Consider the following 14,698-nt stretch of genomic DNA (forward strand, 5'->3'; position numbering starts at 1 on the left):
CAGGCGCCACAGCTACAACGGATACCACTCTCCAGTAGCAGCGGAAAAGATGGCGGCGTGAGAACCGAAAAGAATGTCCGAAATTACTGGACCAGTTCAGCTTGCTCGCGATAACGTCACCCGGTTTACCTGACAGGCCGCGTCGATATCATCGCGAGCAAGCCCGCTCCCACGGCTGGCCAAGGTGCCACCTCCTGCTTTTCATCGCCCAACTTGCGTTTACCCCGGACTTTCGTTAAGAATTGGTAATTATTCTCAATAACGTTTAGGCAAAGTCCTATGTCATCGGGTGAACCCTCCTACCAGACAGCTATCACCGAGCTGTACTGCGAGCACCACGGCTGGCTGTTTGGCTGGTTACGCAGAAAGCTCGGTTGTGCGCACAACGCCGCCGATCTGGCGCAGGACACCTTCACCCGAATCCTCAATGCCCGCGAATCCGTGGCTACCCTGCGTGAACCCCGGGCCTTTTTGAGCACCACTGCGCGCCGGCTGATTATCGACCAGGTACGCCGCAAGCAGATTGAAAACGCCTACCTGCAAGAGCTTGCCCTCACCGCGCAAGCGCTCGAGGGCTTTCAATCGCCCGAGCAAATCCTCACCACCCTGGAAGCCCTGGAACAGATCGCCTTTATTCTCGAAGGCATGCAGGACAAGCCGCGCCAGGCTTTTGTGCTGTATTACCTGGACGGCCTGACCCAGAGCGAAATCGCCCGGCAACTGGAGCTGTCTGACCGCACGGTGCGCAAGTACCTGATCCAGGCTCTGCTGCATTGCAGCCACAGCCTGGACACCTGACCGAGCCATGTCCGAGCAGCCCCAAACGATAGATGAACAAGCCGCCGACTGGATTCTTCGCCTGCATGAGGAAGGTTTCAATGACGGGCTGCGCCTGGAATTCGAGCACTGGAAACGACAAAGCCCGCAGCACGCGGCTTCAGCCCTGCGCATGCAAGATGTCATCAGCCGCCTGCAGTCCCTGCGCGAACACTCTGCCCCGGCAAAAGCGGCGCTCAACGCAGCATTCCGCGGGCGAAAGGCTGCACCCTCGCGCAAACACCACTTGCGCGCCCTGCTGATTGCCGGTTGCCTGGCCTTGCCGCTCACGTTGCTTCTGAAAAGCCATTACCCCGAGCGGTGGCTGGCCGATATCAGCACCGGCCCCACCGACTGGCAAACCCGGCGCCTTGCCGACAACTCAAGCATCACCCTCAGCGGCACCAGCGCAGTCAATGTGCATTTCGACGGCAAGGAGCGCCGTATCGAACTGCTCCAGGGTGAAGTACTGGTCGACGTCGCCCACGACAGCACCCGCCCGTTTTTTGTGCAGACGGACCAAGGCAGCATGCGCGCACTGGGCACCCGCTTCGTGGTCAAACGCCAGGGCGACACCACGGTGTTGAGCATGTTGCAGTCGCGTGTTGCCGCGCAAAGCGTAGACGAACAACAGACCCTGGAAGTGGATGCCGGCTCGCAGGCACTGATCCGCCGCGGCTCGGTCGTGCTCAGCGGCAGCGTCTCCCCGGCCAGCATTGATGAGGCCTGGCGCCGTCATCAACTGGTGGTTGAAAACCAGCCCCTGACCCGGGTGCTCGATGAGATTTCACGCCATCGACGCGGCCATCTGCAGTTTGACCGTACCGCCCTGGCCGGCTTGCGCGTCTCGGCCGTGCTCCCCCTGGACGATACCGACTGGGCACTGCAACTGATCGCCGAAACCCTGCCCCTGCAGATCAAAACCTACACCCCGTGGCTGATTGTGATCAGCCAGCTGCAACAATCTAAAAAATAATAATTCGCATTCGTTCCGCTTTTTTCGAGTCAGCCGTCAAGGTAGATACAACGACTCATAAAGGACTGCGCTCTTCATGTCGACCTCCTACAACCTGCGCCGGCGCTTTGGCCCGCGCACTTGCACGCCTCTGGCCCTGGCCATTCACCTGATTGCAGCATCGGCGACTGGCGTGTTCTGCACCTCGATCGCTCAGGCGCAATCGGCGGCCGTGCAAACCTATGACATTCCCCCAGGCCCATTGAGCAGCGCGTTGAATCGCTTTGCGCAACAGGCCGGCGTGGCAATCATCTTTCAGTCGAACAATCTTGACGGGCTGAGCACCCCCGGGCTGCACGGTGCCTACAGTGAACATGAGGGCTTCGAGATGCTCTTGCGCGGCAGCGGTTTTACTGCGGTCAAAAGCGCCAACGGCTACATGCTCGATGCTCTGCCTGCCGCGGGCGGCGCCATGGAACTGGGCGCCACACAGGTGAGCGCCAACCAGTTGGGGACCATCACCGAAGGTACTGGCTCATATACCCCGGGCTCCATCGCAACCGCCACCCGGATGGTGCTGACACCGCGTGAAACGCCGCAGTCCATTTCCGTGGTGACACGCCAGGCCATGGACGACTTCGGCCTCAACTCGATCGATGACGTGATGCGCCACACCCCCGGCATCACCGTGGCTACCTATGACAGTGACCGCACCAGCTATTACTCCCGTGGTTTTGCGATCAAAAACTTTCAGTACGACGGCATCCCGATCCTGCAAGACCCGCAATACTCGGCCGGGCACACCCTCACCGACACGGCCATTTACGACCGGGTCGAGATCCTCAAGGGCGCAACCGGATTGCTCACAGGCGCAGGCGGCCCGGGCGGCACCATCAATATGGTGCGCAAAAAACCCACTCACGAATTCAAGGCTCATATCGATGTGGGTGCAGGTTCATGGGACAACTATCGCTCCGAAATTGATGTCAGCGGGCCATTGACCGAGAGCGGCAATGTGCGTGGTCGCGCCGTGGCGGCGTATCAGGACAAGCGCTCGTTCATGGATCACTACAAGCGTGACAGCGAGGTCTACTACGGCATTCTCGAGGTAGACCTGAGCCCCGACACCCTGCTGACCCTCGGCGCCGACTATCAGGACAACAACCCCAAGGGCTCCAGCTGGTCGGGCAGTGCCTCGCTGTTCAACTCTGCAGGCGACCGGATAAGCACCCCGCGCTCATTCAACAATGGCGCCAAGTGGAGCAGCTGGGAGCAATACACCCGCACGCTGTTCTCGACCCTGGAACACAACTTTGACAATGGTTGGGTCGTCAAAGGCCAGTACAACCACCAGATCAACGGCTACAACGCACCGCTGGGCGCCCTGCTCGACCCGGACGCGACCACCGGCCTGGCGAAAATGCTCGCCCGCAAGTACACCGGCGAATACGTCAGCGACAGCGGCGACCTGTTTGCCACCGGCCCGTTCAGCCTGCTGGGGCGCGAACATGAACTGGTCATCGGCGGTTCTGTGTCCAAGTCCCACTGGACCGGCAAGGACTACACCAACGCCAAAATGGTCAACAACGCCTACGACTACTACAACTGGAATGGCGACAGCCTCGAGCCGGACTGGGGCAGCGTCACCTCATACAACGACGAAACCACGCGCCAGACCGGTACCTACATGACCGGGCGCTTCAGCCTGACCGATGACCTGACCCTGATGCTCGGCACCCGGGTGGCCAACTACACCCTCACCGGCACCAGCCACGCCAAAGACACGGGCAAGGTCTTGCCTTACGCCGCCGTGATCTACGACCTCAACGACAACATTTCTGCCTACACCAGCTACACGGAGATTTTCCTGCCGCAGTCGTACTACCGCGATCGCGACAACAAGATGCTTGAACCCGATGAAGGCACCAACTATGAGGTGGGCCTCAAAGGCGAGTTCTTTGACGGCCGCCTGAATTCAAGCCTGGCGTACTTCGAAGTGCATCAGGACAACCGCCCTGAAGCGGATACGGCCTACAACGGCAATCCGACCAACCCGGACATCGACTATGCCTACAAAGGCATCAAGGCCAAGACCAAAGGTTACGAAGCAGAGATTTCTGGCGAGCTGATGCCCGGCTGGCAACTGCAAGCGGGCTATACGCACAAGGTGATCCGCGACCAGACCGGCAAAAAGGTCTCGACCTGGGAGCCGGAAGACCAGATCAACCTGTACACCAGCTACAAGTTGACTGGCGAACTCGACAAACTGACCTTGGGCGGCGGTGTTCGCTGGCAGGGTACGGGATGGCAGATGCTGACCAACTGGAACAAAGGGGGCGTGGAAGAAAAGTTCTCTCAAGACCCGTACTGGCTGGTTGATCTGATGGCGCGCTACCAGATTTCGAAAAACCTCTCGACCACCGTCAACCTCAACAACGCGTTCGACAAGTCGTATTACACCAACATCGGCTTCTACAACTCGTCGTATTACGGTGATCCGCGCAATGTGATGGTCAGTACGCGCTGGGATTTCTAAGAAAACCTCTCTAGCCGCTGCCGCAGGCCGCGATAAGGGCCGCAGGACCTTCGCTTTTTGTTGAATAACAGAAGCGGGTCGCTACGCAACCCATCGCAGCCTGCGGCAGCGGCTACAGGTTTTGATAAACCACAAAACACACGCGCACAAAAAAACCTGCACAAGGCAGGCTTTTTTGCGTATCACAAGCGTTCAAGGGGCTTGTGACTCTAATATGGCGCAGCGGACGGGACTCGAACCCGCGACCCCCGGCGTGACAGGCCGGTATTCTAACCGACTGAACTACCGCTGCGCGTAACACTGATAGCGAATGGTGGGTGATGACGGGATCGAACCGCCGACCCTCTGCTTGTAAGGCAGATGCTCTCCCAGCTGAGCTAATCACCCTTTCACTTCACTCTCATTGCGGGGCGCATTCTCTCACACTTTTTGTGTAAGTGGTTGTTTTTATTTAAGTTTTTTTCAAAACCCTTAAAAACTACCGTTTCCAGCACCCTGCATCTTTGATTTCACAGAGAACTGCAAAATCGAAGCCTTCAGGAAAAACCTGCATTCAGCGGGCTTATCCAACCACAACCGTTCAAGGGGCTTATGGTACAAAAAATGGCGCAGCGGACGGGACTCGAACCCGCGACCCCCGGCGTGACAGGCCGGTATTCTAACCGACTGAACTACCGCTGCGCGTAACACTGTGAGCGAATGGTGGGTGATGACGGGATCGAACCGCCGACCCTCTGCTTGTAAGGCAGATGCTCTCCCAGCTGAGCTAATCACCCTTTCACTCTCGGTGTGGCGCGCATTCTACGTAGCGACCTATAGTCTGGCAAGCACTTTTTAAAATAATTTTCCTAGGCATGACAAAGGCTTAGCTCAGGGTTGGCCTAAGCCGCCATGAAGCGAATAATGCCTTCTTTGTATATAGGAGTGATTCACCCCATGTGGTTCAAAAACCTGCTTATCTATCGCCTGACCCAAGATCTGCCTTTTGATGCGCAGGTGCTGGAAACTGCACTGGCCACCAAACCGGCCCGCTCATGTTCAAGCCAGGAACTGGCCACCTACGGTTTCGTTGCCCCGTTCGGCAAAGGCGAAGACGCACCGCTGGTTCACGTCAGCCAGGACTTCCTGCTGATCGCCGCCCGTAAAGAAGAACGCATCCTGCCAGGCAGCGTTGTGCGCGATGCATTAAAGGACAAGGTCGAAGAGATCGAAGCCGAACAGATGCGCAAGGTCTATAAGAAGGAGCGTGACCAGCTCAAGGATGAAATCATCCAGGCCTTCCTGCCACGTGCCTTTATTCGCCGCTCGGCGACCTTTGCCGCCATAGCGCCTAAACAGGGCCTGATCCTGGTCAACGCTTCCAGCCCGAAACGCGCCGAAGACCTGCTGTCCACCCTGCGCGAAGTCATTGGCTCGCTGCCGGTACGCCCCCTGGCGGTGAAAGTTGCCCCGAGCGCGATCATGACCGAGTGGGTCAAAACCCAGAAAGCCGCCGACAACTTCTTCGTCCTCGACGAATGCGAGCTGCGCGACACCCACGAAGACGGCGGGATTATCCGCTGCAAGCGCCAGGACCTGACCAGCGACGAAATCCAGCTGCACTTGAGCACTGGCAAAGTGGTTACCCAACTGTCACTGGCCTGGCAGGACAAACTGTCGTTCGTGCTGGACGACAAGCTGGTGGTCAAACGCCTGAAATTTGAAGACCTGCTGCAAGACGAAGCAGAACAGAACGGCGGTGACGACGATCTGGGCCAGCAGGACGCCAGCTTCACTCTGATGATGCTGACCTTCGGCGAGTTCTTGCCGCAGCTGTTTGAAGCACTGGGCGGCGAAGAGATTCCGCAGGGGATCTAAACACCGCTGCAATTTTCTTCTTGTGGGAGCGAGCCTGCTCGCGAAGGTCTCACTGCGGTCATACACACCGCGCCGATCCTTTCGCGAGCAGGCTCGCTCCCTCGGAGGGGGCGGTTGGCAATACTCCATAATCACAATAAAGGACCACCATGCGCGCACTCGCTGCCTTAAGCCGCTTTGTCGGTAATACCTTTGCTTACTGGGTACTGATCTTCGCCGTACTGGCGTTTCTGGAACCCGCCTGGTTTGTCGGCCTTAAAGGCTACATCGTGCCGCTGCTGGGTCTGGTGATGTTCGGCATGGGCCTGACCCTCAAACTCGATGACTTCGCCGAAGTTGCCCGCCATCCTTGGCGCGTGGCACTGGGCGTGGTTGCTCATTTCGTGATCATGCCCGGTGTGGCCTGGTTGCTCTGCCAGGTGTTCCACCTGCCGCCTGAAATCGCCGTCGGCGTGATTCTCGTAGGCTGCTGCCCAAGCGGCACCTCATCCAATGTCATGACCTGGCTGGCTCGGGGCGACCTGGCGCTGTCCGTTGCAATTGCCGCCGTAACCACCCTCCTCGCCCCCTTGCTGACCCCGGCCCTGATCTGGCTGCTGGCGTCTGCCTGGCTGCCGGTTTCATTCATGGAGCTGTTCTGGTCGATCCTGCAGGTGGTTCTGCTGCCGATTGTGCTCGGCGTACTGGCCCAGCGCCTGCTGGGCGCACGGGTGCGTTTTGCCGTCGACGTGCTGCCGCTGGTCTCGGTCGTCAGCATCGTGATCATCGTTGCCGCCGTTGTAGCCGCCAGCCAGGCACAGATCGCCAAGTCCGGCCTGCTTATCATGGCTGTCGTCATGCTGCACAACAGCTTCGGTTATTTGCTCGGCTACTTTACCGGCCGCCTGTTCAAGCTACCGCTGGCCCAGCGCAAATCTCTGGCACTGGAGGTCGGCATGCAGAACTCCGGGCTGGGCGCCGCTCTGGCCAGTGCACACTTTTCACCTCTGGCCGCCGTACCCAGCGCACTGTTTAGCGTGTGGCACAACATTTCGGGCGCGCTGCTGTCGACGTATTTCCGTCGCATGAGCGAGAAGGAAGATCGCCTAGCAGCAGCTAAACCTGCGACTGAGTGAAAGTTCGGGGTTGCCTGCCAGACAAATAATGTGCAATATACTGCGCACTGCGAAGACGACTTCGCGACTCTTCGAGTGATTATTCTGGGGACGACCCCATCAATTGATGGAGCTAGATATGCCTTGGATCATTCTGTTTTTCGCAGGTCTGTTTGAAGTTGGCTGGGCCGTCGGCCTGAAATACACCGACGGCTTCACCCGCCCGATGCCGACAATCCTGACCGTCGGCGCGATGATCATCAGCCTTGGGCTGCTTGGTCTGGCCATGAAGTCGCTGCCACTGGGCACCGCCTACGCCATCTGGACGGGTGTCGGCGCTGTCGGTACGGTCATCGCCGGGATCATCCTGTTTGGTGAGTCCATGGCACTGTTCCGGCTGGCCAGCGTTGCACTGATCATTGCCGGCCTGGTAGGCCTCAAGATCAGCGCGTAATGCATAAAATTGTGGGAGCGAGCCTGCTCGCGATTGGGCCGACGTAGTATCCACGTCCCCCCCCTTCGCGAGCAGGCTAGCTCCCACACTGCCTTTGATTTACTGCACAGACCCGCGCAACTCCATCACCCGCTCACGCAACACCTTCTGCGTAGCCTCATCAGCCGCTATCGGCGCGCCTGCAACCAGGGTTACCCGCGACCACAATCGACGCAAAAAGCCCTTGTTCGGATCTCGGCTAAAGAAACTGCCCCACAACCCCTGCAACGCCATCGGAATCACCGGTACCGGCGTGCGCTCCAGAATCCTGGTAACACCTGCCTTGAACTCGTCGATCTGGCCATCGGTGGTCAGCTTGCCTTCAGGGAAGATGCACACCAGCTCGCCCTCGCTCAGATACGTGGCAATCTTGTTGAAGGCCTTCTCGTAAATCACCTCATCTTCACTACGCCCGGCAATCGGAATCGTACCCGCCGTGCGGAAGATAAAGTTCAGCACTGGCAGGTTGTAGATTTTGTAATACATCACAAAGCGAACCGGACGACGGACCGCGCCGCCTATGAGCAACGCATCCACAAACGACACGTGGTTACACACCAGCAGGGCCGCACCTTCATCCGGGATCAGTTCCAGGTTTTTATGCTGCACGCGGTACATGGAGTGGCTGAGCAGCCAGATCATGAAGCGCATGCTGAACTCGGGAACGATTTTGAAGATGTAGGTATTCACCGCGATGTTCATCAACGACACCACGAGAAACAGCTCGGGAATCGTCAGTTTGGCCACGCTCAGCAGCAGGATGGTGAGCAGCGCAGAGACCACCATAAACAGCGCATTGAGGATGTTGTTGGCCGCAATCACCCGTGACCGCTCGTGCTCCGCAGTACGCGACTGGATCAATGCGTACAGCGGCACAATATAGAAGCCGCCAAACACGCCGAGCCCGAGAATATCGAACAATACCCACCAGGCCTGACTGAACCCCAGCACGCCCAGCCAGTCGTTGGCCTGGATGTTCTGCGGCATATGCCCCGAATGCCACCACAGCAGCAAGCCAAATACCGTCAGACCAAATGAGCCAAAGGGCACCAGGCCTATCTCGACCTTGCGCCCCGAAAGCTTCTCGCACAGCAGCGATCCCAGGGCGATACCCACCGAGAACACGGTGAGAATCAGCGTCACCACGGTCTCGTCGCCATACAGCCAGTCTTTGGCATACGCCGGGATCTGCGTCAGGTAAATAGCACCGACAAACCAGAACCACGAGTTGCCCACTACAGAACGCGACACCGCAGGCGTCTGATTCAGACCCATGCGCAAGGTAGCCCAGGACTCGCTGAAAATATTCCAGTTCAAACGAAGCTGCGGCGTGTCAGCCGGGGCGGCCGGAATGGCGCGGCTGGCTACATAACCCAGCACCGCCACCGAAATGATCACCCCCGAGACGATCACCGTGTAATTGCCAGACGAGAGCATGATTCCCGCACCTATGGTGCCCGCCAGAATCGACAGAAATGTGCCCATTTCCACCAGACCATTGCCCCCGACCAGCTCATCCTCATGCAGGGTTTGCGGCAGGATCGAATATTTCACCGGCCCGAACAGGGCTGAGTGAGTGCCCATGGCAAACAGCGCGACCAGCATCAACGCCAGATGATCAAAGGCAAAACCTATAGCCGCGACGATCATGATCGCGATTTCACCCAACTTGATCAGACGTATCAGGCGATCCTTGGCGTACTTTTCACCGAACTGACCTGCCAGCGCCGAGAACAGAAAAAACGGCACTATAAAGAGCAACGCACACAGATTGACCCAGATCCCCCGATCACCCTCGATATTCAGCTTATAAAGGATGGCCAGAATCAGCGATTGCTTGAACAGGTTGTCATTGAGCGCGCCCAGGGACTGGGTCACGAAAAAGGGCAAGAAGCGACGTTTGCTTAACAAGTTGAACTGCGAGGAGTGACTCATCATCCATGTACTCACGTTGCGCCGATGGCTTTCTCATTGGAGGGCCGTTGTAACACTCAGGGCACAACCTTGCTCGGGTTCTGTCGGCGAACACGCCATGTCAGGCGTTTTCGTGCAGAACCCGAGTGCACGTTTTACTTCTTCAAGCCTGCAATACACGGCGACACAAACAGCTCGCCGCGATAAGCCCCTTGCACGGTGCGGGTGCCGACCAGCAGCCACATCAGCGCCAATGCCACCACCAGCACACAACCGGCCACATCAAAAAAGCTCAGGTGCAACATGCTGCCCAGGCGCAAGGTGGCCAACGAGTAAACCCCCAGCGGGAAGGTAAAGCCCCACCAGCCCAGGTTGAACGGGATGCCTGCGCGGAAGTAGCGAACCGTGATCAACGATGCCATCACAATCCACCACAAGCCAACACCCCACAAAATGACCCCGGAGATCAGCCCCAGCCCCTCGGCAATTTCACCGATTCGTGCCAGACCATTGGCCGCAAAGATCGCCGGAGCATCAGCCCCCAGCAACAGCAAGCCCAGGGCGCCAGTGCCGATGGGCCCCAGGGCCAGCCAGCTGGACGCGGCCATGCTCTCGTGCGGCAACTTATGCAGCGCCATGCGCAGGATCAAAATGGTCAGGATGCTGAACGCCACCGGCACCGAAAACGCCCACAGCACATAGCTGGTAATCAACACATGGAACTGCGCGACGGTATCGCTCAGATAGGGCGCCAACAGCCCGCCACTGGCCGCCGCGACTTCGGCCGCCACCACCGGCAACAGCCAGACCGCGGTCATCTGATCGATGCTGTGGTCCTGACGGGTGAACATCAGGTAGGGAATGATCACCCCGAAGCCCAGCGCCATGGCCACATCGATCCACCACAGCACTTCGGCCACCTGCACCATGTCGCTGCCCCAACGCGGCACACCGAACACCAGAAAGCCGTTGATGATGGTCGCCAGCCCCATGGGGATGGTGCCAAAGAACATCGATACCGTGGAGTGCCCGAAAATACGCCGCGCTTCATCGAAGTACATCACCCAGCGCGCGCCATAGAGCACGGCAAACAGAATGAACAACCCGATATTGAACAGCCACAAACCTTCGGCGAAGGCGTGTACGCCAGGTATATGCACCGGTAACTGAGCCAACGCCAACGCCAAAACCCCCGTGCCCATAGTGGCGGCAAACCAGTTCGGGGTGAACTGGCGGATCACTTCACGCGGGTGCTGCAAGTGGCTAAATGGCCGAAAACCGGCTTTGGCTTTGTTTGGGCAAGTCATGGGTTCCTCCTGATCCTCATATGAGGTGGCACTAGAGTAGAACCAAATCGAATATCTATATAACGGGTAATTTCTCTAACTGTTATCTACTACGCCTATATATGGCTTTTCCGGCTCCATCCAAACCCTGCGACACCAAACCACGCTCAGACCATGGTCGACACTGACGCGCCCCGAACATCATGCGAGACTAGCTTCCCGCAGCCGGATTGCTCGGGTCTTACACGCTCAGGAGTGTCCATGTCGTTGTCCAGCGGGCTTATCGCCGCCGTCGCCCTGGCCTATATGGCCATTATGTTCGCCATTGCCTTCTATGGTGATCGACGCAGCAAACCGCTGCCGCCGCGGGTTCGCGCATGGGTCTACAGCTTGTCGCTGGCGGTGTATTGCACCAGCTGGACGTTCTTCGGCGCCGTTGGTCAGGCGGCCGAGCAACTGTGGGCATTCTTGCCGATCTACCTGGGGCCCGTGCTGCTGTTGGTGTGCGCGCCCTGGGTGCTGCAAAAAATGGTGATGATCAGCAAGCAGGAGAACATCACCTCGATTGCCGACTTTATTGCCGCCCGCTACGGCAAGTCCCAGTCGCTGGCGATTGTGGTAGCGCTGATCTGCCTGGTGGGTGTGCTGCCTTATATAGCCCTGCAGCTCAAAGGCATTGTGCTGGGAGTTAACCTGCTGATCGGCGCCGGAGCCGATGCCACCGGCACCCGCGTCGAGGACACGGCACTGATTGTGACGCTGGTGCTCGCGCTGTTCACCATCTTGTTCGGTACGCGCAACCTCGACGCCACTGAGCATCACCGGGGCATGGTGCTGGCGATTGCATTCGAGTCACTGGTCAAACTGTTCGCCTTTCTGGCCGTCGGCGCCTTTGTGACCTACGGCCTGTATGACGGTTTCGACGACCTGTTCAATCAGGCCATGCTCGCGCCACGGCTTGAGGAATACTGGAAAGAAACCGTCAACTGGCCTTCGATGGTGGTTCAGACCGGCGTGGCGATGATGGCGATCATCTGCCTGCCACGGCAGTTCCACGTCACCGTGGTTGAAAACATCGACCCCCAGGACCTGCAACTGGCCAAATGGGTGTTCCCGGCCTACCTGATTCTGGCGGGGCTGTTCGTGGTGCCGATTGCACTGGCGGGGCAAATGCTGCTGCCCAGTTCTGTATTGCCGGACTCGTTCGTGATCAGCCTGCCCCTGGCGCAAGCCCATCCGGCGCTGGCCTTGCTGGCCTTTATTGGTGGCGCATCGGCGGCCACGGGCATGGTGATCGTTGCCAGTGTTGCGCTGTCGACCATGGTCTCCAACGACATGTTGCTGCCGTGGCTGCTGCGGCACAAAAACGCCGAGCGCCCGTTCGAAGTGTTCCGCCACTGGATGCTCTCCGTGCGGCGCGTGTCGATTGTGGTGATCCTTCTGCTCGCCTACGTCAGCTACCGCCTGCTGGGCTCCACCGCCAGCCTTGCCACCATTGGCCAGATCGCCTTCGCCGCCGTTACGCAACTGGCACCCGCCATGCTCGGTGCCCTGTACTGGAAGCAAGCCAACCGCCGGGGGGTTTTCGCCGGGCTGGCTACCGGCACCTTTATCTGGTTTTACACCCTGGTTCTGCCGATCATCGCCCACAGCTTTGGCTGGCACCTGAGCCACTTCCCGGGGCTTGCGTGGCTACACAGCAACCCGTTGGGCCTGTCGATCACCCCCCTGACCCAAGGCGTGGTGCTGTCCCTTGCCGGCAACTTCACCCTGTTTGCCTGGGTCTCGGTACTGTCGCGCACCCGTGTATCTGAACACTGGCAAGCCGGACGCTTTATCGGCCAGGAGCTGAGCAGCCACCCCAGCGGTCGCTCAATGCTCTCGGTACAGATCAACGACCTGCTGGCCCTCGCGGCACGCTTTGTCGGGGAAGAACGCGCCCACCAGAGCTTTATTCGCTTCGCTTACCGCCAGGGCAAAGGCTTTAACCCCAGCCAGAATGCCAACGGCGAGTGGATCGCCCACACCGAGCGGTTACTGGCCGGGGTACTCGGCGCGTCTTCTACCCGAGCAGTGGTAAAAGCGGCCATTGAAGGCAGGGAAATGCAACTCGAAGACGTCGTACGCATCGCCGACGAAGCGTCTGAAGTATTGCAGTTCAACCGCGCATTGCTGCAAGGCGCAATCGAGAACATCACCCAGGGCATCAGCGTAGTCGATCAATCGCTCAAACTGGTGGCCTGGAATCGCCGCTATCTGGAACTGTTCGACTACCCCGAAGGACTGATCAGTGTCGGCCGCCCGATTGCCGACATCATTCGCCACAATGCAGAGCGCGGCCTGTGCGGCCCCGGGGAAGCGGAAGTGCATGTGGCCCGCCGCCTTCACTGGATGCGCCAGGGTCGGGCACACACGTCCGAGCGCTTGTTCCCCAATGGGCGAGTGATCGAACTGATCGGCAACCCCATGCCGGGCGGCGGTTTCGTGATGAGCTTCACCGACATTACCGCGTTCCGCGAGGCAGAACAGGCCCTCACCGAGGCCAACGAGGGCCTGGAGCAAAGGGTCGCCGAACGTACATTTGAACTGTCCCAGCTCAATCAGGCATTAACCGAGGCCAAAGGCGTGGCCGAAACGGCCAGCCAGTCGAAAACCCGCTTCCTGGCCGCCGTCAGCCATGACTTGATGCAGCCCATGAACGCTGCACGCCTGTTCTCGGCCGCTCTCTCCCATCAGGAAGAAGGCCTGAACGCCGAAGCGCAGAAACTGGTGCAGCATCTGGACAGTTCCTTGCGCTCGGCCGAAGACCTGATCAGCGACTTGCTGGATATTTCGCGCCTGGAAAACGGCAAAATCACCCCGGACATCAAACCTTTCGCCATTAATGATCTGTTCGAAACCCTGGGCAATGAGTTCACCGCCCAGGCCCAGGAACAGGGTCTGAGCTTCAGGGTTCGCGGCAGCCGTGTGCGGGTCAACAGCGATATCAAACTGCTGCGCCGCATCTTGCAGAACTTCCTGACCAACGCCTTTCGTTACGCCAAAGGCCCGGTATTGCTGGGCGTACGTCGGCGCGGCGGCGAGTTGTGCCTTGAAGTATGGGATCGCGGGCCGGGTATCCCTGAAGACAAACTGCAGGTCATATTTGAAGAGTTCAAACGCCTCGACAGCCATCAGACCCGGGCCGAAAAAGGTCTGGGCCTGGGCCTGGCGATTGCTGACGGCCTCTGCCACGTACTCGGGCACACCTTGCAAGTGCGTTCCTGGCAAGGGTTTGGCAGTGTGTTCAGCGTCAGCGTGCCCATGGCCAAGAGCCAGGCTGCACCGCAGCCAGTGGTTGCCGAACAGAACGGCCAGCCCGTGACGGGCGCCCAGGTGCTGTGTATCGATAATGAAGACAGCATTCTGATCGGCATGCAGAGCCTGCTGACCCGCTGGGGCTGCCGCGTCTGGACTGCGCGCAACCGCGAAGAATGTGCGGCATTGCTCAATGAAGGCGTACGTCCGCAACTGGTGCTGGTTGACTATCACCTGGATGACGGCGAGGTCGGCACCGAACTGATGGGCTGGCTGAGGGCGCAGTTGGGTGAGCCGGTACCGGGGGTTGTGATCAGCGCTGACGGGCGCCCGGAAATGATCACCGAAGTGCATGCGGCCGGCCTGGAGTACCTGCCCAAGCCGGTGAAGCCCGCAGCACTCCGTGCACTGCTGAGCCGACATGTGCCGCTTTGATTTTCGGCTAAAAGC

The 14,698-nt window shown here is 58.9% G+C and carries 9 protein-coding genes and 4 tRNA genes; 7 read left to right on the forward strand and 6 right to left on the reverse strand.

Annotation, left to right across the window (positions count from 1 at the left end; genetic code table 11):
- The first annotated feature begins 279 nt into the window (after positions 1 to 279).
- The 3 genes from ACZRMS_RS08165 to ACZRMS_RS08175 all read left to right on the forward strand — a co-directional run bounded on the left by ACZRMS_RS08165 (position 280) and on the right by ACZRMS_RS08175 (position 4,307).
- Positions 280 to 798, forward strand: coding sequence for a sigma-70 family RNA polymerase sigma factor (locus ACZRMS_RS08165; protein ID WP_463994902.1), 519 nt, complete (start codon positions 280 to 282; stop codon positions 796 to 798).
- 7 nt (positions 799 to 805) lie between these two features.
- Entirely contained in the window at positions 806 to 1,792 is a 987-nt protein-coding gene (locus tag ACZRMS_RS08170; RefSeq protein WP_463994903.1) for a FecR family protein, read from the forward strand.
- Positions 1,793 to 1,868: 76 nt separating this feature from the next.
- Positions 1,869 to 4,307 carry a TonB-dependent siderophore receptor gene (locus ACZRMS_RS08175; protein WP_463994904.1) on the forward strand — a complete coding sequence of 813 codons (2,439 nt, stop codon included), beginning with the start codon at positions 1,869 to 1,871 and terminating at the stop codon, positions 4,305 to 4,307.
- Positions 4,308 to 4,522: 215 nt separating this feature from the next.
- Here the strand turns inward: ACZRMS_RS08175 and ACZRMS_RS08180 are convergent.
- From ACZRMS_RS08180 to ACZRMS_RS08195, 4 genes are all read right to left on the reverse strand, one after another.
- A tRNA-Asp gene (locus ACZRMS_RS08180) sits at positions 4,523 to 4,599 on the reverse strand.
- Between the two features lie 19 nt (positions 4,600 to 4,618).
- Positions 4,619 to 4,694: transfer RNA gene (locus tag ACZRMS_RS08185), tRNA-Val, on the reverse strand.
- Between the two features lie 217 nt (positions 4,695 to 4,911).
- Positions 4,912 to 4,988: transfer RNA gene (locus tag ACZRMS_RS08190), tRNA-Asp, on the reverse strand.
- Positions 4,989 to 5,007: 19 nt separating this feature from the next.
- Positions 5,008 to 5,083: transfer RNA gene (locus ACZRMS_RS08195), tRNA-Val, on the reverse strand.
- A 160-nt stretch (positions 5,084 to 5,243) separates the two neighbouring features.
- Between ACZRMS_RS08195 and rdgC the strand changes: the two genes are divergently transcribed.
- From rdgC to sugE, 3 genes are all read left to right on the forward strand, one after another.
- Complete coding sequence (gene rdgC, locus ACZRMS_RS08200) at positions 5,244 to 6,164, forward strand: recombination-associated protein RdgC (protein WP_463994905.1); 921 nt, start codon at positions 5,244 to 5,246, stop codon at positions 6,162 to 6,164.
- Between the two features lie 149 nt (positions 6,165 to 6,313).
- Entirely contained in the window at positions 6,314 to 7,279 is a 966-nt protein-coding gene (locus ACZRMS_RS08205) for a bile acid:sodium symporter family protein (protein ID WP_463994906.1), read from the forward strand.
- 118 nt (positions 7,280 to 7,397) lie between these two features.
- Positions 7,398 to 7,712: a quaternary ammonium compound efflux SMR transporter SugE gene (gene sugE / locus ACZRMS_RS08210; RefSeq protein WP_048358856.1), complete on the forward strand. Its 315-nt coding sequence runs from the start codon at positions 7,398 to 7,400 to the stop codon at positions 7,710 to 7,712.
- A 99-nt stretch (positions 7,713 to 7,811) separates the two neighbouring features.
- On the opposite strand, the gene ACZRMS_RS08215 is transcribed toward sugE, so the two are convergent.
- Positions 7,812 to 9,686, reverse strand: a complete 1,875-nt coding sequence (locus ACZRMS_RS08215; RefSeq protein WP_463995075.1) for an MFS transporter — start codon at positions 9,684 to 9,686, stop codon at positions 7,812 to 7,814.
- Positions 9,687 to 9,820: 134 nt separating this feature from the next.
- Entirely contained in the window at positions 9,821 to 10,972 is a 1,152-nt protein-coding gene (locus ACZRMS_RS08220; RefSeq protein WP_463994907.1) for a TDT family transporter, read from the reverse strand.
- A gap of 240 nt (positions 10,973 to 11,212) precedes the next feature.
- On the opposite strand from ACZRMS_RS08220, the gene ACZRMS_RS08225 reads away from it, so the two are divergent.
- Positions 11,213 to 14,683 (forward strand): hybrid sensor histidine kinase/response regulator, encoded by a 3,471-nt coding sequence (locus ACZRMS_RS08225; RefSeq protein WP_463994908.1) that lies wholly within the window; start codon positions 11,213 to 11,215, stop codon positions 14,681 to 14,683.
- The last annotated feature ends 15 nt before the right edge of the window (positions 14,684 to 14,698 follow it).

Source organism: Pseudomonas sp. B424, assembly GCF_055408345.1.